19 protein-coding genes and 1 tRNA gene are annotated in these 19,108 nt (G+C 64.8%); 19 read left to right on the top strand and 1 reads right to left on the bottom strand.

Going from position 1 to position 19,108, the window contains the following annotated elements; genetic code table 11:
• Nucleotides 1-73 precede the first annotated feature (73 nt).
• The 13 genes from tsf (at nucleotide 74) to IP83_RS15775 (ending at nucleotide 13,740) form a co-directional block, all read left to right on the top strand.
• Nucleotides 74-1,000, top strand: a complete 927-nt coding sequence (gene tsf / locus IP83_RS15835; protein WP_054123198.1) for a translation elongation factor Ts — start codon at nucleotides 74-76, stop codon at nucleotides 998-1,000.
• Between the two features lie 143 nt (nucleotides 1,001-1,143).
• The gene (gene pyrH / locus IP83_RS15830) at nucleotides 1,144-1,869 is read left to right on the top strand and encodes a UMP kinase (protein ID WP_054123197.1); all 726 of its coding nucleotides are present in this window, start codon (nucleotides 1,144-1,146) and stop codon (nucleotides 1,867-1,869) included.
• A gap of 15 nt (nucleotides 1,870-1,884) precedes the next feature.
• Entirely contained in the window at nucleotides 1,885-2,442 is a 558-nt protein-coding gene (gene frr, locus IP83_RS15825) for a ribosome recycling factor (protein ID WP_054123196.1), read from the top strand.
• A 44-nt stretch (nucleotides 2,443-2,486) separates the two neighbouring features.
• Complete coding sequence (gene uppS / locus IP83_RS15820) at nucleotides 2,487-3,176, top strand: polyprenyl diphosphate synthase (protein WP_054123212.1); 690 nt, start codon at nucleotides 2,487-2,489, stop codon at nucleotides 3,174-3,176.
• The gene (locus IP83_RS15815; RefSeq protein ID WP_054123195.1) at nucleotides 3,163-3,924 is read left to right on the top strand and encodes a phosphatidate cytidylyltransferase; all 762 of its coding nucleotides are present in this window, start codon (nucleotides 3,163-3,165) and stop codon (nucleotides 3,922-3,924) included. The genes uppS and IP83_RS15815 overlap by 14 nt, the downstream gene beginning before the upstream one ends.
• Nucleotides 3,921-5,078 (top strand): 1-deoxy-D-xylulose-5-phosphate reductoisomerase, encoded by a 1,158-nt coding sequence (gene dxr / locus IP83_RS15810; RefSeq protein WP_054123194.1) that lies wholly within the window; start codon nucleotides 3,921-3,923, stop codon nucleotides 5,076-5,078. Before IP83_RS15815 ends, dxr begins: the two co-directional genes overlap by 4 nt.
• A gap of 8 nt (nucleotides 5,079-5,086) precedes the next feature.
• Nucleotides 5,087-6,199: an RIP metalloprotease RseP gene (gene rseP / locus IP83_RS15805; RefSeq protein ID WP_197274406.1), complete on the top strand. Its 1,113-nt coding sequence runs from the start codon at nucleotides 5,087-5,089 to the stop codon at nucleotides 6,197-6,199.
• Between the two features lie 278 nt (nucleotides 6,200-6,477).
• Complete coding sequence (gene bamA, locus IP83_RS15800) at nucleotides 6,478-9,102, top strand: outer membrane protein assembly factor BamA (protein ID WP_054123193.1); 2,625 nt, start codon at nucleotides 6,478-6,480, stop codon at nucleotides 9,100-9,102.
• Nucleotides 9,102-9,809: an OmpH family outer membrane protein gene (locus IP83_RS15795; protein ID WP_054123192.1), complete on the top strand. Its 708-nt coding sequence runs from the start codon at nucleotides 9,102-9,104 to the stop codon at nucleotides 9,807-9,809. The genes bamA and IP83_RS15795 overlap by 1 nt, the downstream gene beginning before the upstream one ends.
• A gap of 11 nt (nucleotides 9,810-9,820) precedes the next feature.
• Entirely contained in the window at nucleotides 9,821-10,294 is a 474-nt protein-coding gene (gene fabZ, locus IP83_RS15790; RefSeq protein ID WP_054123191.1) for a 3-hydroxyacyl-ACP dehydratase FabZ, read from the top strand.
• 96 nt (nucleotides 10,295-10,390) lie between these two features.
• The gene (gene rpmE, locus IP83_RS15785) at nucleotides 10,391-10,615 is read left to right on the top strand and encodes a 50S ribosomal protein L31 (RefSeq protein WP_054123190.1); all 225 of its coding nucleotides are present in this window, start codon (nucleotides 10,391-10,393) and stop codon (nucleotides 10,613-10,615) included.
• 113 nt (nucleotides 10,616-10,728) lie between these two features.
• Complete coding sequence (locus tag IP83_RS15780) at nucleotides 10,729-11,181, top strand: MarR family winged helix-turn-helix transcriptional regulator (RefSeq protein WP_054123189.1); 453 nt, start codon at nucleotides 10,729-10,731, stop codon at nucleotides 11,179-11,181.
• A gap of 201 nt (nucleotides 11,182-11,382) precedes the next feature.
• Nucleotides 11,383-13,740 (top strand): TonB-dependent receptor, encoded by a 2,358-nt coding sequence (locus IP83_RS15775; protein ID WP_054123188.1) that lies wholly within the window; start codon nucleotides 11,383-11,385, stop codon nucleotides 13,738-13,740.
• A 79-nt stretch (nucleotides 13,741-13,819) separates the two neighbouring features.
• On the opposite strand, the gene IP83_RS15770 is transcribed toward IP83_RS15775, so the two are convergent.
• Nucleotides 13,820-14,635 (bottom strand): peptidoglycan-binding protein, encoded by an 816-nt coding sequence (locus IP83_RS15770; protein ID WP_054123187.1) that lies wholly within the window; start codon nucleotides 14,633-14,635, stop codon nucleotides 13,820-13,822.
• 338 nt (nucleotides 14,636-14,973) lie between these two features.
• On the opposite strand from IP83_RS15770, the gene IP83_RS15765 reads away from it, so the two are divergent.
• The 6 genes from IP83_RS15765 (at nucleotide 14,974) to IP83_RS15745 (ending at nucleotide 19,025) form a co-directional block, all read left to right on the top strand.
• Nucleotides 14,974-15,050, top strand: a tRNA-His gene (locus tag IP83_RS15765).
• A gap of 149 nt (nucleotides 15,051-15,199) precedes the next feature.
• Nucleotides 15,200-15,928 (top strand): heme ABC transporter permease CcmC, encoded by a 729-nt coding sequence (ccmC, locus tag IP83_RS15760; RefSeq protein ID WP_054123186.1) that lies wholly within the window; start codon nucleotides 15,200-15,202, stop codon nucleotides 15,926-15,928.
• A gap of 10 nt (nucleotides 15,929-15,938) precedes the next feature.
• The gene (locus IP83_RS20700) at nucleotides 15,939-16,079 is read left to right on the top strand and encodes a hypothetical protein (RefSeq protein WP_171955419.1); all 141 of its coding nucleotides are present in this window, start codon (nucleotides 15,939-15,941) and stop codon (nucleotides 16,077-16,079) included.
• Entirely contained in the window at nucleotides 16,076-16,531 is a 456-nt protein-coding gene (ccmE, locus tag IP83_RS15755) for a cytochrome c maturation protein CcmE (protein WP_054123185.1), read from the top strand. Before IP83_RS20700 ends, ccmE begins: the two co-directional genes overlap by 4 nt.
• Complete coding sequence (locus IP83_RS15750; RefSeq protein ID WP_054123184.1) at nucleotides 16,528-18,474, top strand: heme lyase CcmF/NrfE family subunit; 1,947 nt, start codon at nucleotides 16,528-16,530, stop codon at nucleotides 18,472-18,474. The genes ccmE and IP83_RS15750 overlap by 4 nt, the downstream gene beginning before the upstream one ends.
• On the top strand, nucleotides 18,471-19,025 hold the full coding sequence (locus IP83_RS15745) for a DsbE family thiol:disulfide interchange protein (RefSeq protein ID WP_054123183.1): 555 nt from the start codon (nucleotides 18,471-18,473) through the stop codon (nucleotides 19,023-19,025). Before IP83_RS15750 ends, IP83_RS15745 begins: the two co-directional genes overlap by 4 nt.
• The last annotated feature ends 83 nt before the right edge of the window (nucleotides 19,026-19,108 follow it).

The raw sequence follows: 19,108 nt of genomic DNA, 5'->3' as shown, positions 1-19,108 counted from the left end.
TACGGGCCGCGCCAGGTAGCTATGACCGGGCTGCGGCCTAACCCATATCCACGAGACAAGAAGGATCACCGCAATGGCCTATACCGCCGCTGACGTGAAGAACCTGCGCGAGCGCACTGGCGCCGGCATGATGGATTGCAAGAAGGCTCTGGACGAGACCGGTGGCGATTTCGAAGCCGCGGTCGACGCGCTGCGCGCCAAGGGCCTTGCCGCCGTTGCCAAGAAGTCGAGCCGCACGGCCGCTGAAGGCCTCGTCGGTGTTGCCGTGTCGGGCACCCGCGGCGTGGCCGTCGAAGTCAACTCGGAAACCGACTTCGTTGCCAAGAACGAGCAGTTCCAGGATTTCGTGCGCAAGACCACCGAAGTCGCGCTCGGCCTTTCCGCTGACGACGTCGAGGCGCTCAAGGCCGCTGCCTACCCCGACGGTGGCACCGTTGCCGACAAGCTGACCAACAACGTCGCGACGATCGGCGAGAACCAGCAGGTTCGCCGCATGAAGACCGTCGCGGTCTCGTCGGGCCTCATCGTGCCCTACATGCACAACGCTGCTGCTCCGGCTCTCGGCAAGATCGGCGTGCTCGTCGCGCTGGAATCGGAAGCCGGTGCCGATGTGCTCGAGCCGCTCGGCAAGCAGATCGCGATGCACATCGCCGCGGCCTTCCCGCTGGCGCTCAAGGCCGAGGACCTCGATCCCGAAACGATCGCGCGCGAACGCAAGATCGCGGCGGAGAAGGCGGCGGAAACCGGCAAGCCCGCCGAAGTCCAGGCCAAGATGGTCGATGGCGCGGTGGCCAAGTATGCCAAGGACAACGCTCTGCTTTCGCAGCTCTTCGTGATGGACAACAAGACCCCCATCGCGCAGGTCGTCGAGGCCGCCGGCAAGGCTGCCGGCGCCAAGATCACGCTGACCGACTATGTCCGCTTCCAGCTCGGCGAAGGCATCGAAAAGGAAGCCACCGACTTCGCGGCGGAAGTCGCTGCGGCAGCCGGCATCAAGTAAACATTGCACAATACGCGGCGCTTCCCGTTCTGGCGGGGGGCGCCGCTGTGCATTGGCGCACAAACCTGTGTCCCTTGCCCTTGGCACGCGCCAACTCGCGCGTATAAGGGCCGCGCTCCCCTCTATACGAGTTTGCCCGGACGATGAGCCTTCCCCCCCTCAAGCGCGTACTTCTCAAGCTTTCGGGCGAAGTGCTGATGGGGAGCCAGCCCTTCGGCATCGACACCGACTTCGTCGCGCAGATGGCCGAGGAACTGAAGGCAGCCAAGGAAACCGGGCTGGAGCTGTGCCTTGTCATCGGCGGCGGCAACATCTTCCGCGGCATGGCCGGTGCGGCCAAGGGGATGGACCGTGCACAGGCCGATTACATGGGCATGCTCGCGACGATCATGAACGCGCTGGCGATGCAGAGCGCGCTCGAGAAGATCGGCGTGCCGACCCGCGTCCAGTCCGCGATCCAGATGGACGAGGTCTGCGAGCCGGTGATCCGCCGCCGCGCCGAACGACACCTCGAAAAGGGCCGCGTGGTGATATTCGCCGCTGGTGTCGGCGCCCCCTATTTCACCACCGATTCCGGTGCTGCGCTGCGCGCTGCCGAGATGAAGTGCGACGCCTTGCTCAAGGGCACCAGCGTCGACGGCGTCTATGATGACGATCCGAAGAAGAACGCGAACGCCAAGCGCTATGATACGGTCGATTTCGACACGGTGCTGGCAGACAATCTCAAGGTGATGGACGCTTCCGCCGTGGCACTTTGCCGCGACAATGCCATCCCCATCGTGGTGTTCTCGATCCGGGAACGCGGCAATCTTGCCCGCGTTCTGGCAGGACAGGGCACCCAGACCATCGTTCAGAAAATCAGCGCTTAAAAGGAAGGCTTGCCCATGGCCAAGTATGACAAGGCCGATCTCGAACGCCGCATGAAGGGCGCGGTGGAATCGCTGCGCAGCGATCTTTCCGGTCTGCGCACCGGCCGCGCCAATGCCGCGCTGCTCGATCCGATCATGGTCGTCGTCTACGGTGCGAACACCCCGCTCAACCAGGTCGCGACGATCTCCGCGCCCGAGCCGCGCATGCTGACCGTGCAGGTGTGGGACAAGTCGAACATCGGCCCGGTCGAGAAGGCGATCCGTTCGGCAGGGCTCGGGCTCAACCCGATCAACGATGGCAACACGCTGCGCCTGCCGATCCCCGATCTCACCGAGGATCGCCGCAAGGAGCTCGCCAAGCTCGCCTCGCAGTATTCGGAGAAGGCCAAGATCGCCATCCGCAACGTCCGCCGCGACGGCATGGACGCGCTCAAGGCCGACGAGAACAAGAAGGAAATCTCGGAAGACGAACGCAAGCGTTTCGAAACCGAGCTGCAGAAGCTGACCGACGAGCAGATCAAGGCGGCGGACGAAGTCAGCGCGGCCAAGGAAAAGGAAATCCTCGGCAAGTGAGCTCGGCTGCGGCGCCTCAGGGAAGCGAAGCGGTCGCCGGCCAGATGGGCGGCGGCTACACCGGTCCTGCGCGCCATGTCGCGATTATCATGGATGGCAACGGGCGCTGGGCGAAGAAGCGCTTCCTGCCGCGCGCCGTCGGCCACAAGCGCGGGGTCGACACCGTGCGCGAAGTCGTCCGCGCAGCGCGCCACATGGGGCTTGAAGCGCTGACGCTTTATGCCTTCTCGTCCGAGAACTGGAAGCGGCCCGAAGACGAGATCGCGGACCTCATGGGTCTGCTGCGCGCCTTCATCCGCAGCGATATCGACGAGTTCGCCGCCAACGACGTGCGCCTGAAGATCATCGGCGATTACAAGGTCCTGCCGCCCGATATTGTCGAGATGATCGAGGATGCGCTGGCCCGCACCGCACATGGCCGCAGCACCACGCTGGCGATCGCGCTCAACTACGGCTCGCAGCAGGAGATCGCCCGGGCTGCGGCGGCTGCAGCGACCAAGGGCGAAGTGACCGTATCTGCCATCGAGGCCGAACTCTACACCTCGGACTTGCCGCCGCTCGATCTCATCATCCGCACCTCGGGCGAAGTGCGTCTCTCGAACTTCCTGCTGTGGCAGGCGGCCTATGCCGAAATGTGGTTCACCGACGTGCTCTGGCCCGATTTCACCCCGGGCCACCTGCGTGAGGCGCTGGACCACTACGCCACCCGCGAGCGCCGCTATGGAGGGCGCTGAGCCCGTAGCCACACCCGCCGCGCCGCCCAAGCGCAGCGATCTGCCGGTGCGCGTGGCCTCGGCGGCGGTCATGCTCGGCATCGCCGGTTTCGCGCTGTGGCAGGGCGGCCTCGTCCTCAAGGGTTTCATCGCGCTCGTCGGCTTCGGCGTCTTTGCCGAATATGCCGCGCTTGCCGCCAGGATCGCGCCCGATCCGGCGCGGATGGTGACGGCAGTGATCACCGGCGGGCTCTATATCGGCTGGGCGGCCTTCGCGCTGATCGTGATGCCGATGGTCCTGCTCATCGCGGTGCTCGGCCTTGTCATCTGTACCGATACCGGCGCCTATTTCGCCGGACGCGCCATCGGCGGGCCCAAGATCGCGCCGAGCATCAGCCCGTCGAAGACCTGGGCCGGCCTCGCGGGTGGCATGGCGGCAGCGGCGCTCTGGGCCACGCTCTACATCCTGTTTGCCGCCTATGTGCTTTCGGCGATGAGCCCCACCGGCCCAAGTCTTGCCGAAGCGTTTCGCACCACACGGCTCGGCATGGCCGCGCTGGCGGGGGCAGGGCTTGCCGTCGCCGCGCAGGCGGGTGATTTCTACGAGAGCTGGCTCAAGCGGCGGGCCGGGGTGAAGGACAGCGGCCGGCTCATTCCGGGGCATGGCGGTTTGTTCGATCGGGTTGACGGACTGCTGCCGGTCGCCATCATAGCAGGAACAGCGTGGGCTGCCTCTGGGGCAGCAGCAGGGGGAGCAGGAGGCGCATGACGCGCACGATTACCATTCTGGGCGCCACGGGTTCGGTCGGTGCGTCCACGCTTGATCTGGTGCGGCGCAACCGCGACATGTTCCGCGTGATCGCGCTCACCGCGAATTGTCAGGCGGTCGAGCTCGCCGCGCTGGCGAAAGAATTTGGCGCTGAAGTGGCCGTTGTCGCCGATGAAAGCTGCCTTCCGGCCCTGCGTGACGCTCTTGCCGGAAGCGGCATCGAAGCCGCAGGCGGCGCCCCCGCTGTCGTCGAAGCCGCCGCGCGCGGTGCCGATATCACCATGGCGGCGATTGTCGGCTGTGCGGGCCTCGCGCCCACCATGGCCGCCATCGAATGCGGCAAGGCCGTCGCGCTCGCCAACAAGGAAGCGCTCGTTTCGGCGGGCGAAGTGATGACCGCGGCGGTCAAGCGCACCGGCGCCACGCTGCTGCCGGTCGACAGCGAGCACAACGCGATCTTCCAGTGCCTTGCCGGCAACGATCCCGCCCATGTCAAGGCGATCACGCTGACGGCGAGCGGCGGTCCATTCCGCGAGTGGGACATGGAGCGCATCCACCGCGCCACGCCCGCCGAAGCGGTCAAGCACCCCACGTGGTCGATGGGCGCCAAGATCAGCGTCGATTCGGCTACGATGATGAACAAGGGCCTCGAGTTCATCGAAGCCTTCCACTTGTTCCCGGTCGGCGTGGAGCGCCTGCGCATTATCATCCACCCGCAGTCGATCGTCCACTCGATGGTCGAGTACCGCGATGGCTCAACCCTGGCGCAGCTTGGCCCTTCCGACATGCGCGTGCCGATCGCCTCGGCGCTCGCATGGCCTGCGCGGATGGAAACGCCCTGCGTCCCGCTCGATCTCGCCGCCATCGGCAGCCTGACCTTCTTCAAGCCCGATGAAGAGCGCTTCCCTGCCACACGCGTTGCGCGCGAAGCGGTGATCGCGGGCGGTGCGGCCCCTGCCGTGCTCAACGCGGCGAACGAGATCGCGGTCGCCGCCTTCCTCGCTGGTCAGATCGCGTTCACCCGTATCGTGCGATGTGCGGAGGACGTGCTGGCACGCGGCGTGCCCCGGCCTCCGGTGACCCTCGAAGAGGTGATCGCGGTGGACCGGGAAACCCGCATCCGCGCCGCCGAGACGATGGAGACCGTGTCCTGAACGCTGCCGTGCAAAGTCCGGGAATCCTGCTGACCCTGCTGGCTTTCGTGCTGGTGCTTGGGCCGCTCGTGTTCATCCATGAACTGGGCCATTACCTCGTCGGCCGCCTGTTCGGCGTGAAGGCGGACAGCTTTTCGATCGGTTTCGGCAAGGAGATCGCCGGCTGGACCGACAAGCGCGGCACGCGCTGGCGGCTTTCCGCGCTGCCGCTCGGCGGCTACGTCCAGTTCGCGGGCGACATGAACCCGGCGAGCACGCCGAGCGCCGAATGGCTCTCGCTCCCCGCTGAAGAGCGCGAACGCACCTTCCAGGCCAAGCCGATCTGGCAGCGCGCGCTGATCGTGCTCGCAGGGCCGCTGACGAATCTGCTGCTAGCCGTCGCAATCCTTTCCGGCTTCACCATGGCCTATGGCAAGGTCGTCATCCCGCCGGTCGTCGGCATGGTGCAGGAAGGCTCCGCCGCCGCCAAGGCCGGTGTCCAGCTGGGCGACCGTGTCGTTTCGCTGCAGGGCTCACCCATCGACAGTTTCCTCCAGATCCGCCTCGCCGTCGCGCAGCATCCCGGCGAGCCACTCGATCTCGTCATCGAGCGCGACGGGCGGCGCCTGACCTTGCCCGCCATCGCCGCCTTCAAGGAAGTGTCCGACAAGTTCGGCAACACCCAGAAGATCGGCTACCTCGGCATCGGCCCCGCTTCGGCGCAGCGCGTCCGCGTCGGACCTGTCGAAGCCGTGGGCGACGCGGTCATCCAGACGCGCGACATCATGGGCATGATGATCACCGGCATCGGCCAGATCATCACCGGCAAGCGCGAGATCAAGGAACTCGGCGGGCCAATCAAGATCGCCAAGTATTCGGGCGAACAGCTGGTCTCGGGCTGGGCGAACTACGTCTGGTTCATCGCCCTGATCTCGATTAACCTCGGGTTCATCAATCTCTTGCCAATTCCGGTGCTCGATGGCGGGCACCTCGCGTTCTACGCGATCGAGGCGGTCAGCCGCAGGCCGGTCAGCCAGCGCGGGCAGGAATGGGCCTTCCGCACCGGTCTTGCGCTGGTCGTGGCATTGATGCTGTTCGTGACCTTCAACGATGTCGCTTCGTTGCGCGTTTTCGGAGGCTAGGGAGTAGGACTTGCGAACGGCTGCGTCCGGCCTTGAGCGCCTGACGTCAGGGGGAGCCGGATTTTCCACAAAATGCGGGGCAATTACGGTCTGCTGCGGTGTGCTTGCTTGATTGGCGGGCTTGCATCGGGCAGGAGGCGGCATCGCGGGGCGTGACGGACTGTTGCCGTCGCGCGCTACGGTGCGCAGGCGGAGCGGCGGGTGCCGCTGCGCTGCACGAAGAAACGGGATGGCGCTTGGTGATGAATGCTTGCAACTTGCCCCGGACCGCGCGGCGTATGACTGGTCAGGCTAACCTGGCCGGCACGCTGGCGGCGCTTGCGGCAACGACCTGCCTCGCCGGCATGCCCGTGGCTGCCAGCGCGCAGCAGGCTGCTCCGGCCCCGGCTCCGGCCGTGCCAGCAGCGGCGCTTGCTCCAGCACCTGCACCGGCTCCGGTCGAACTCGTCCGCTCGATCACCATTTCGGGCGCCCAGCGGCTCGAAGCCGATACGATCCGCTCGTACATCCGTCTCAAGGAAGGTGATCGCTACACCCAGGCCGCGGCGGACCAGGTCCTCAAGGACCTCTACGCCACCGAACTCTTCGCCGACGTGCAGGTGCGCGACAATGCCGGTGACGTGGTGATCGAGGTCAAGGAAAACCCGGTCGTCAACCGCATCATCCTCGAAGGCAACAAGCGCCTGAAAGAGGACAAGATCCTGCCCGAAATCAAGCTCTCGGCGCGCCAGATCTTTACCCGTTCCAAGGTGCGCGCGGATGTCGCCCGCATCATCGAACTCTACAAGCGCCAGGGTCGCTTCGCCGCCTCGATCGAGCCCAAGATGGTCATGCTCGATCAGAACCGCGTCGATATCGTGTTCGAGATCAACGAAGGCCCCAAGTCGCGCGTTCGCCAGATCAACATCATCGGCAACGAGAAGTTCTCCGCCAGCCAGCTGCGCGGCGAGATGGTGACCAAGCAGGCGCGCGTGTTCCGCGTCTTCTCCAGCGGCACCAGCTACGATCCCGATCGCCTCGCGTTCGATCAGCAGAAGCTGCGCCAGTTCTACCTGACCAACGGTTATGCCGATTTCCGCGTCGTTTCCGCCGTGGCCGAACTCACGCCGGACAAGCGCGATTTCATCATCACCTACGTGGTCGAGGAAGGGCAGCGCTACCACTTCGGCGACGTGAAGGTAGACAGCCAGCTGCGCGACTTCGACGGTGACGCGCTGGCCAAGCGCCTGCCACTCAAGGCGGGCCAGTGGTACAATGCCAAGCAGGTCGAGGACACCGTCGACAGCCTGACCGAGACGGCGGGCAGTTTTGGCTATGCCTTCGCGGACGTCCGGCCGGACTTCAACCGCAACAAGGACGACCTGACGATGTCGATCACCTTCCGCATCGCGGAAGCGCCGCGCGTCTATGTCGAGCGGGTCGATGTCAACGGCAACACGCTGACGCAGGACAAGGTCATCCGCCGCGAGTTCCGCGCGGCCGAGGGCGATGCGTTCAACTCGTTTCAGATCAAGCGCTCGTCGAACCGCATCAAGTCGCTCGGCTATTTCCAGGAGAAGTTCGAGGTCGAGCAGAAGCCCGGTTCGGCGCAGGATCGCATCATCCTCGAAGCCAATGTCGAGGAGAAGCCCACCGGGCAGCTGCAGCTTTCGGCCGGTTTCTCGAGCCTTGAAAGCTTTATCTTCCAGGCTTCGATCCAGCAGAACAACTTCCGCGGCCGTGGCCAGACGATCGGCCTCTCGGGCGATATCTCGCGCTTCTCGCGCAGCGTCCAGCTCAGCTTTACCGAGCCCTACCTGTTCGATCGCAACGTCTCGCTCGGTGTTGACATCTATCGCCGCGATTTCAACAGCTTCAACTTCTTCAACAGCAACCGCAACACCACCTACCGGAACGCCACGACCGGCTTCCAGGTCCGTGCCGGCCTGCCGCTGACCGAATACATGTCGCTGATCGGGCGCTACACGCTTAACCTCGAGAACGTGACGCTCGACCGCGATACCTATTACCTGCCCGATGCCAACGGCAACTTGCAGTGCTCGATCTTCCTCGCGGGCCGCTATCTGTGCGATGCGATCGGCAAGCGCACAAGCTCGATCATCGGCGCCAGCGTGGTCTACGATACGCTCGACAATCGCCTGCGCCCGACGAGCGGCTCGCAGGTCGTGCTCGGCGTCGACGTAGCCGGCCTCGGCGGTTCGGTGCGCTATGCCCGTATCAACGCCAATGCTGCGAAGTACTTTGCGCTGGGCAAGGGCTTCGTGTTTTCGCTGCGCGGCGAAGGCGGCGCGATCAAGGCGCTCAGCAACCGTACCAACGACCCCACGATCGACGATGTGCGCCTGACCGACCGCTTCTTTCTCGGCCAGCCGCAGATGCGCGGCTTCGACATTCGCGGCGTCGGTCCGCGCGTGCTGCGCCGGTTTTACAGCGGGTTCGATCCCAGAGACGGCAGCGGCGGCGTGACCAGTCCGGACCGCAACCAGTGGGTCGATGACGCGCTCGGCGGCAAGTACTACTATCTCGGCCACGCAGAGCTCGAGATTCCGCTGGGCTCGGGTGCGCGCGAACTGGGCCTGAGGCCCTCGATCTTCGTCGACGCGGGTGCGGTGTTCAGCGTCGCGCGTCCGGCCGTGTCTGGCACGACCCTGCTCTATCAGGACAATATCACCGGCCGCCTCACCACGTCCGCCTCGGATTCTGCGGGCAAGGCGAACAATGTGGCCCAGAAGTTCGACGAGACATTTGTTGGTAACAGTCCCAAGCCACGCATTTCGATCGGCTTCGGGGTCAACTGGAACTCGCCGTTCGGCCCCTTCCGTATCGACATCGCCAAAGTCCTCAGCAAGGTCGATGGCGACGACACTCAGGCAGTCAACTTCAACGTAGGAACACAGTTCTGATGCAAAACCGTATTCTCGCAGGCCTCGTTGCCGCTCTCGCGCTCGGCGCGGCGCCCCATGCCATGGCCCAGGCTGCGGCAGCTCCGGCCGCCAGCACGCCCGGCGGCATTGTCGCGCCCGGCATCGCCTATGCCAACGCGCAGGCCGTTGTGGGCGCTTCGGCAGCCTACAAGACCGCGATGGCCCAGCTGCCCACCACCTACAAAGCGACGATCGACGCGGTGAACACCCGCCGCAACCAGATCGCCGCGCAGCTCAAGCCGCTCTACGAGAAGTTCGAGGCGGACCAGAAGGCCGCCAAGCCCGACCAGGCTGCGCTCCGCACCCAGGCGGCCCAGATCCAGCAGATCGAGCAGTCGGCCGAGCGCGAGATCCAGCAGATGGCCGAACCGCTCAACCTGGCTCAGCAGTTCATCATCGAGCAGATCAGCGACAAGCTCACCGCCGCCACGCAAGCGGCGATGACCAAGCGCAAGGTCACGCTCGTGCTCGATTCGCAGAGCGTGCTGAAGGCCGATGCTGCCTACAACCTCAATCAGGACATCCTGGCCGAACTCAACACGCTGATCCCCAGCGCCCAGCAGGTCCCGCCCGCCGGCTGGAAGCCGCGCGCACAGCGTGAGGCCGAAGCGCAGCAGGCTGCCCAGCAGGCCGCTGCCGCTCCGGCCGCCGCCGCGCCGGCGGGCAAGGCGCCCGAAGGCCGCTGAGAGCTGACGGAATGAGCGAGACGACGGAAGGAGCGGCGGCAACGCCGCTTCAGCTCGACATCGTGAAGGTGATGGCGGCGCTGCCGCACCGCTATCCCCTTCTGCTCGTCGACCGGGTAGCCGAGCTAGTGGTGGGTGAACGCATCCACGCGATCAAGGCCGTTTCGATGAACGAGCAGTTCTTTCAGGGCCACTTCCCCGGCCGGCCGATTATGCCGGGTGTCCTCCAGATTGAAGCGCTGGCGCAGGCCGCCGGCGTGCTCGCGGTGGAGACGCTCGGCCTCGCCGGCACCGGCAAGCTCGTCTATTTTATGGCGATCGAGGAAGCCAAGTTCCGCACCCCGGTGGAGCCGGGCTGCCTGCTCGACCTCCATGTTGCATTCACCCAGAAGCGCGCTCGCGTCTGCAAGTTCGCCGGCAAGGCGATACTGGGGGACAAGATCGCGACCGAAGTCAGCTTCACCGCGATGATTGCGGACAGCTGATCGGTTGCGTTTTGGTCGCGAACCGTATAGGGGCGCGCCTTTCCTAGATTCCCCAGAGGCCGGTCGGAACCGGCTTCGCTTAGTGGAGCGAGACCCATGAAGGCCAATACCCACCCCGACTACCACATGATCAAGGTGCAGATGACCGACGGCACCGTGTTCGAGACCCGCTCGACCTGGGGCAAGGAAGGCGACACCATGGCGCTCGAAATCGATCCGCTTTCGCACCCGGCCTGGACCGGCGGCACCCGCCAGCTCGATCAGGGCGGTCGCGTCGCGCAGTTCAACAAGCGCTTTGGCGGTCTTACGCTCAAGAAGTGAGCGCCGGATCGGACTGGAAAGTTGGAAGAAGGGCGGCCTCGGTCGCCCTTTTTTCGTGAAATGCGCTCGGTCCGCCCCTTGCCATCGCCGCACGGCGGGATGAAAGAGCGCGCATGGCTGTTCTGACCAGTGCCTTCGACAACCTGCTCGGCTACCAGATGCGCCGCGCGACCGCTGTGCTCATGGCCGATTTTGTGCGCACCCTGTCCGATTTCGACATGCGGCCGGCCGAAGTGACCACGCTTCTTGTCATCGCCGAGAACCCGGATTGCTCGCAGAGCGAAGTGGGCGAGGCGATCGCGATCAAGCGCGCCAACATGGTGCCGATCATCGCCCGCCTGATCGAGCGCGATCTCGTTGCCCGCACTCGCGTCGATGGCCGCAGCCTTGCCCTGCGCGTCACCGAAAAGGGCGCCGATCTCGCAGCAGATGCCTGGCGCCGGATTGCCGAGCACGAGGCGCGCTTCCGTGATCGGCTCGCGCCTGAAGACCTCCAGACTGTGCTCGCCGCGCTCCCTGTCCTGCGCACCGCGATCGACGACGCGCCGTCGGTAGGCGAGCAATAGTCTGACACACCGAGATCGCGACTAACCATCGGTACTGTAACTCGAAAACACAGGCGCCGGTAATTCGGCGCAGTCCTCTCATTTTTGTCGGTTGCTGCACCAAGGGGCACTGCCCAACCTTTCGATCCGAAGCCGGGAACCAGCACTGCGCGCAGGAAAATGCGCAGGCCCCGGCCGTCCATTGGATGAGAGGAGAATGGCATGCGGTACACGCGCGTTCTTGGCTGGTCGTCGGTTGCGGCGATCGCGGTTTCCCTGGCCATGCCCGCCTATGCGGCGGAAGCCGCCGATGCCGCCGCGGAAGGAGGCACTTCGGCAGAAGCATCAAGCAAGGATGTCATCATCGTCACCGCCACGCGTCAGGCGGCCGACAAGCAGAAAGTCGGCGTCGCGCTGACCGCGATCACCGCGGAAGACATCGCGCTGCTTGCCCCGCGTTCGCTCCTCGATATCCAGGGAACTGCGCCCAACGTGTTCATCGGCAGCGGCACTGCCGCCCCGGGACAGAGCGCCATCTTCATCCGCGGCCAGGGCTATGCCGACGTCGAGAAGACCCAGAGCCCGCCGGTCGGCGTGATCCAGGACGGCGTGTTCTTCGGCAACAACACCGGCCAGTTGCTCGACATGTTCAACGTCTGCTCGGTTGAAGTCGACCGCGGTCCGCAGGGAATCTTCTACGGCAAGAACACCACCGCCGGCCTCATCAACCTCACGCGCTGCGCGCCCACGCGCAAGCTCGGGGCCAGCTTTGAATTGGGCTACGGCTCGTTCAATGAGTTCTACGGCCGCGGCGTGCTCAATGCGCCGCTCGGTGATAAGGGTGGCATTGCCTTCTCCGGCCAGTATCGCCGCATCGACGGCATTCTCAACAACGTCTTCACCAACAGGCGCGCGGGCGGCTCGGAATACCGCGCCTTCAACCTCAAGATCAACTACGACCTCGCCTCGTGGTTGAACGCGGACCTCAGCCTCGACCACATCCACCAGGAAGGTGGCGGCACCCCAGTCCAGTTCGGCAACAAGCTGTCCGCCGCGATCCTGTCCGGGGGCAACCCGGCTGCCGTCTGGCCCAGGTACAATCCCGAAACCGGCAGCCCCGACGGCCTCAAGCCGCGTGAGATCGGCAACAATCTCGGTGCCGACCGCGACCGCCTGAACACCAACATGGCCAGCCTCACGCTCAAGGCCAAGACCCCGATCGGCGAGCTGGTCTCGCAGACCTCCTACATGTCGTCAGGCGATACGGTGAACCAGGACTTCGACGGCACTTGCCGGGGCGCGCCCGGCTGCACCAGCGTCGGCAACCCGCTGCTCGCGGCTACCGGCAGTGTTCTGCTCACCAATCGCGACCAGACTTACAAGCAGTTCACGCAGGAAGTCCGCCTGCAGGGCAAGGCCGCTGATGGGCTCGTGGATTACATCGCCGGTGCCTACTACTATAATCACAAGATCACGCTGCACCAGAACACCAACGGCGCGATCGACCAGTTCTCGGCCGAAAAGGATCATAGCTGGTCGTTCTTCGGCAACATCGATCTCAATCCTACGCCCACGCTCAAGATCTCGGGCGGCGTGCGCAACATCTTCGAGGCCAAGCGGTTCAATACCGAATACATCCTGCTCGGCACGATCCCGCTCGTCCCCCGGATCAATGATCGCCGCAGCTGGCAGAGGCTGATCACCCGCTTCAACATCCAGTGGCAGGCGGCGCCCGACGTGCTGCTCTACGTCAACCGCTCGGAAGGCTTCCGGTCGGGCGGCTTCTCGATCCGCGGCACACTTTCGGAACAGCAGGCCAGCCAGACCAACTGCGGCACGGTCGGTGGCTGCCCGAACAACAACTTCCTCTCGTTCCTTCCCGAAACCAACACGACCTATGAAGCCGGCTTCAAGACCCGCTTCCTGAACCGCGCGATCACTTTCAACGCGGCGGGCTTCATCAACGATATCAAGGATTTCCAGCAGTCTCAGGTGGTCGTGACGCCGAACTATGGCCCCGGAACCAACACGTATGTGGTGAGCTTCCCGAAGGTTCAGATCAAGGGTCTCGAGTTCGAACTCGATCTCGACGCGGGCAAGCTCAGCGATCCGCTCAAAGGCCTCTCGCTCTCCGGCACGCTGGGCATCCAGGATGCCAACGTGAAGAACGGCAAGGTCAACGGTCAGACCTCGTCGATCGGCGCCGGGGCGCAGGCCGGCGCACCCGGCACCACCGCCGATTTCACCGGCGTCCTGCTCCAGCGCGTGCCGAAGACGAGCTATACCGTTCGAGGCAGCTACGTTCGCGATCTCTCGGATGATGCGAAGATCTCGCTGACCGCCGGCTACTCGTGGCTTGCGAGCTTCTCGCTCGGAACCTTCGGCACGCTCAACGACATCCAGCCCGGCTACGGCCTGCTCGATGCATCGGCCACGCTCAACTACAAGGGCTACTTCCTGCGCGTCGCGGGCAAGAACCTGACCGACGTTGCCTACCGTACGCAGTCGCTGCCTACTGTGTTCTTCCAGGGCTGGGCGGCCCCGGCGACGGTGACCGTCTCGGTTGGCGCGAAGTTCTGATCTTCACATAGAGGCTGAAAACAGGAAACCCCGGCGGATGGCCTCCGCCGGGGTTTCTCTTTTCGGCTATCGGGCCGCTTCAGAGACCGAGGATCGTGAGCAGCGTGGCATCGAGCAGGCCGTCCCCCAGGCCGTTGTTCAGGCGGAACTGCCTGATCGCAGCAGCCGTTCGCGGGCCCAGCAATCCGTCTGCTGCGCCAATGCTGGTGAAGCCTCGCATCTGCAGCGCACGCTGAACGGCCCGCACGGTCTCGGCATCGGGCTGTGTGGCAGGCGGTTCGGCAAGGACGCGCCGTACTTTCTCCAGCCATGCCAGACGGTCGGGAAGGCCGACCGTGCCGCCGTTGATCCGCTTCGTCATTTTGGTGAAGTCGCCAGTGTCGCACAGAGCATTGAGGTCCTTCCACCGCCAGAACGCGCAGGCCACCCGCAGCGCCTCGTCAGGCGCCGCCGCGCTCTCCGGCTTCGCCACTAGGTCGAGCCCGGCGCGAGCGCCCACTTGCTTGTAGCTGTCCTTGCCGGTGATCTGGATGTAGCCGCGCCCGCGGTAGCGGAAGCCGTCGCCCGTTGCAGGCGCGCCATTGCCGAGGCGGTTGGCGTAGACGAAGTTGCCGAGCTTTTCGGGACTACGGGCAAAGGCCTGCGCGCTGGCCAGCGTCGGAAAGCGCGACGGCCAGACCTGCATTATGCGCTCGGCGCCATAACTCAGACCTTCTTCGACACTCGAAAGTCCGCCGGATTCGTGGCCGATCTGGGCGAGGAAGAAATGCAGGCGGTTCGCGGTCTGCGCAATTCCGAATTCCTCGAACAGGTCGTGCGCGGTCGCAGCAAAGACCGGCAGATAGCCGGTTCGGGCGCGTGGGTAGAGTTCCTGGAGTTGGGCAAGTGCAATCATGCATGTCTCTCCGGAAAATGTAGGATTCAGGGGGGTGTAGATTCGCAAGTTTTCTTCAGATTTCTCCGAGTTTTTGAACAACTGAAAATCTGTTTATTGCACAGCGCAAGAGTTGGATGCGAGTTCAACGGCAGATATTCACTCGGAAAGCCTGCAGAAGGATCAAATGAATTCCAACAAGTCAATCGCAGTCACCGCGAATCTGGTGTTGGTTGGCCGGGTACGGCATGCGAGGACGAGGATGGCGCGCACCTCAAGATTCCGCTTCCCATTTCGCGCGCGTTCTGCAAAAGCGCGCCTCCGCGGTGTTGCTGTTTCGGCGCAGCCCGTGTTGCGTGGCGATCGTAGCTCAGTTGGTTAGAGCGCCGGTTTGTGGTACCGGAGGTCGTGGGTTCGAACCCCATCGATCGCCCCATTTTCCTCCATCCTGACACACTTCATCACGCCTGCACCTTGGTTCAGGCGCGCTAACCCCTTGCTCCCTATGCGGGCAGGTGGCAGAGGTAGACCTGCGGCGGGCAGGTTCAACTGTCCTGCCAGCCTTACGGACGTACCTGTCAACCCATGCACGGCCTTGCCAATCCTGCCCGTTTCCTGCGCATGGCGCGCTGGCTGATGCCGCTGATGCTGGTTCCGGGGCTGATCCTCGCGTTCGGCGCTGTTGCGTGGGGCTTGTTCATGGTTCCACCCGATCGGCTCATGGGCCAGACGGTTCGTATCCTCTTCATCCACGTGCCTTCCGCGTGGCTCGGCATGGCCGGCTGGTCGACGATTGCAATCGCAAGCCTTGTCGAACTGGTCTGGCGCCACCCGCTTGCTGGCATCGCTGCCCGCGCGGCTGCCGTGCCGGGGGCGGCGTTCACCGCGATCTGCCTCGCCACCGGCTCGATCTGGGCGCGCCCGACGTGGGGCACCTGGTGGGTATGGGATGGCCGGTTGACGAGCTTCCTTATCCTGCTGTTCCTCTATTTCGGCTATATCGCGCTCGCCGGCGCTGCGCAGCGTGATGCCGCGGCGGGGGAGGGCGCCAGCCGCGTCACCGCGATCTTCGGCCTTGTCGGCGCGGTCAATATCCCGATCATCAACCGCTCGGTGGTGTGGTGGAACAGCCTGCATCAGCCGCCCTCGATCACCGCGGGCAAGTCCTCGATCGACGCGGCGTTCCTTTATCCGCTGCTGCTCGCGGCGCTCGGCTTCACGCTCATTTTCGGCGGCCTCGTGCTGGCGCGCATGCGCATGCTGCTCGCCGATATCCAGACCGAGGCGCGCCTGCGCCGCAAGGCGATGGCGTAAGCGGCTGCAGATGCACGAAAGACTCGACCAGTGGCAGTTCGTGGTGGCGGCGCTCGCCATCGGCGTGATCGGCACGCTTGTCCTTGTGGGCTGGACCCTATGGGCCATGCGGCGCTCCGAAGCGCGGCGCGATAAGGCACGCGGCAAATGAACACGATGATAAAGCCCAAACACCAGCGCCTCGTGCTGATCGTCCTCGCGCTTGTCGCGCTGATCGGCGCTGGGCTGCTTGCCGCCTATGCGCTGAGCAAGCAGGCCGCCTATTTCTACCTGCCGAGCGAACTCGTGGCCAAGCCGCCCGAAGCAGGCCGTGCGGTGCGCCTTGGCGGCATGGTCGAGAAGGGCTCGATCAAGACGCAGGCGGACGGCGTAACGATCAACTTCATCGTCAAGGACGACAAGGCGCGCGTCCCTGTGCGCTTCTCCGGCATCACTCCCGATCTCTTCGTCGAAGGCTCGGGTGTGGTTGCCGAAGGCCGCATGGAAGGCACCACGTTCGTCGCCGATAATCTGCTCGCCAAGCATGACGAGAAGTATGTGCCCCGCGAGATGAAGAACATGACGTCGGCTGAGGCCAAGGCCGTGATCGCGGAGACGAAATGATCGCCGAACTTGGTCTTGCGGTCCTGTGGATGGCGGCGGCGCTGGCCGTGCTCCAGCTTGTCGCGGGCGCGCTGTCGCTGCGGCCCGCTACCGCGCACCTCGCTGGCGTTGTGCGCCCTGTTGCGATCCTGCAAGGCGTGCTCGTCGCTTGCGCTTTCGCCGCGCTGATCTGGCTGTTCCTGAGTACCGATCTCTCGGTCAAGCTGGTCGCGGAAAACAGCCATTCGGCCAAGCCCTTCATCTTCAAGCTCGCGGGCACCTGGGGCAACCACGAAGGCTCGATGCTGATGTGGGTGACGATCATGAGCCTTGCCGGCGGCTTCGTCGCGCTCATCGAAAAGCGCCTGCCCGAAAACACGCTGATCGCGACGCTGGCCGGGCAAGCCTTTGTCAGCCTAGGCTTCTACGCCTTCCTTCTGCTCGCCTCGAATCCGTTCGAACGCCTGCCGGAGGCGGCACCGGAAGGGGCAGGGCTCAACCCGCTGCTGCAGGACATTGGCCTCGCCTTCCATCCGCCCACGCTCTACGTGGGCTACGTCGGCCTTTCGATCGCGTTCAGCTTCGCGGTCGGCGCGCTGGTCACCCGCGATGTCGGCCCCGCCTTTGCCCGCGCGATGCGGCCTTGGGTGCTCGGCGCTTGGATATTCCTCACCCTCGGCATCACTGCAGGCTCGTACTGGGCCTATTACACGCTCGGCTGGGGCGGCTGGTGGTTCTGGGACCCGGTCGAGAACGCTTCGCTGATGCCCTGGCTCGCTGCCACAGCACTTCTGCATTCCTGCAGCGTGCTCGCCGCGCGCAATGCGCTGCGCACGTGGACGGTCATGCTCGGCGTAGTCGCCTTCTCGATGTCGATGGTCGGCACGTTCCTTGTCCGCTCCGGCATCCTGACCTCGGTCCACGCCTTCGCAGTCGATCCGACGCGAGGCTCGTTTATCCTCGCGCTGCTCGCCATCTACATCGGCGGCGCGCTGCTCCTGTTCGGTCTGCGCGCCAGCACGGTCACGGAAGGCGCGCGGTTTGCCGTGCTCAGCCGCGAATCGAGCCTCGTGTTCAACAACGTGATGCTCTGCGGCATTCTGGGCATTGTGCTCGTCGGCACGCTTTACCCGCTCCTCACCGAAGCGATGGGCGTCAAGGTCTCGGTCGGCCCGCCCTATTTCAACCCGGTCTCAGCCGTTTTTGCGATTCCCATGATGATGGTCATGGCCGTCGGCCCGGTCCTGCGCTGGCGGGAGGACAAGGGCGGACGGATCACGTGGCAGGTCGCGGTCCCGGCGCTGGTCTCGGCCGTGGCACTGCTTGCGGTTGAACTGCTCTTCGCGCCCAACCTGCTCCCTGCGCTTGGTCTCGCGTTGGCGCCGGGCCTTGCTGTCGCCTCGGTCCAACCGCTCGTCGGCCGCAACCTGCGCCGCACGCCGCTCCCGATCTACGGCATGGTCATCGGCCACCTCGGTATTGCTGTCGCCCTCTTCGGCATGGCGAGCGAAGGTGCGTTCTCTACCGAGCGCCTCGCCGCGATGAACCCCGGCGACAGCCAACAGGTCGGCCCGTTCAAGGTCGCGCTGCAGGATATCGGCCCCGTCGCCGGCCCCAACTGGACCGCACTCGAGGCTACTGTCTCGGCCAGCTATGCCGGCGGCGAGCCGACCGTGCTCCACCCGCAGGCGCGCACTTTCGCCAACCCGCCCGGCAACCGCACCGAAAGCGCGCTGCTGACCCGCTGGAACGGCCAGCTCTATGCCGTACTCGGCGAAGAGGGCGATGACGGCCGTTGGCAGATGCGTTTCTGGTGGAAGCCCTTCGTGCCGATGATCTGGTATGGCGGCGCACTCGTCGCGCTGGGCGGCTTGCTGGCGCTGCTCGGCCGCGTCGCGCGCGATGTGAAGCGGCTCGTGGCGATCGACAAGATCGCCTACCGCCGCGAAAGGCAGGGCCGATGAGCGATCCCGCACCGAAGAAGGGCCCCGGCCTCGCCGTCTGGCTCCCGCTCGGTCTCTTCGTCGGCTTCCTCGCGCTCGTCGTGGTCGGGCTCTACTGGCCGGCGGATCGCGAGGTTTCCAGCGCCTTCATCGGCAAGCCGCTCCCCGCGTTCGATCTGCCGCCCGCATCGGACGACCGCCCCGGCCTTGCCACCGCGCAGTTCAAGGAAGGCGGCAAGCCGCGCCTCCTCAACGTCTTTGCCAGCTGGTGCTTCCCCTGCAAGGTCGAAGCCCCCCAGCTTGCCGCGCTGGCGCAGCAGGGCGTGGAGATCGACGGTGTCGCGATCCGCGACCGCAAGGAGGATGTCGCCGGCTTCCTCAAGCAATACGGCAATCCCTTCAAGCGCATCGGCAAGGATGACCTGAGTCAGGTCCAGCTCGCCATCGGCTCCTCCGGCGTGCCCGAGACCTTCGTGATCGATGGCAAGGGGATCATCCGTTACCAGCATATCGGCGATATCCGGCAGGAGGATATCCCGCTGATCCTGCGCAAATTGGCGGAGGCGCAGTGATGTTTTCGGCAAGCCGCCACAGCCGTTCGTGTCGAGCGAAGTCGAGACACCAAGCGTGGCGTCAGGTGTCTCGACTTCGCTCG

The sequence above is a fragment of the Novosphingobium sp. AAP93 genome, from assembly GCF_001296055.1.
Classification (GTDB): Bacteria; Pseudomonadota; Alphaproteobacteria; order Sphingomonadales; family Sphingomonadaceae; genus Novosphingobium.
This window is presented reverse-complemented; position numbering and strand designations above follow the sequence as displayed.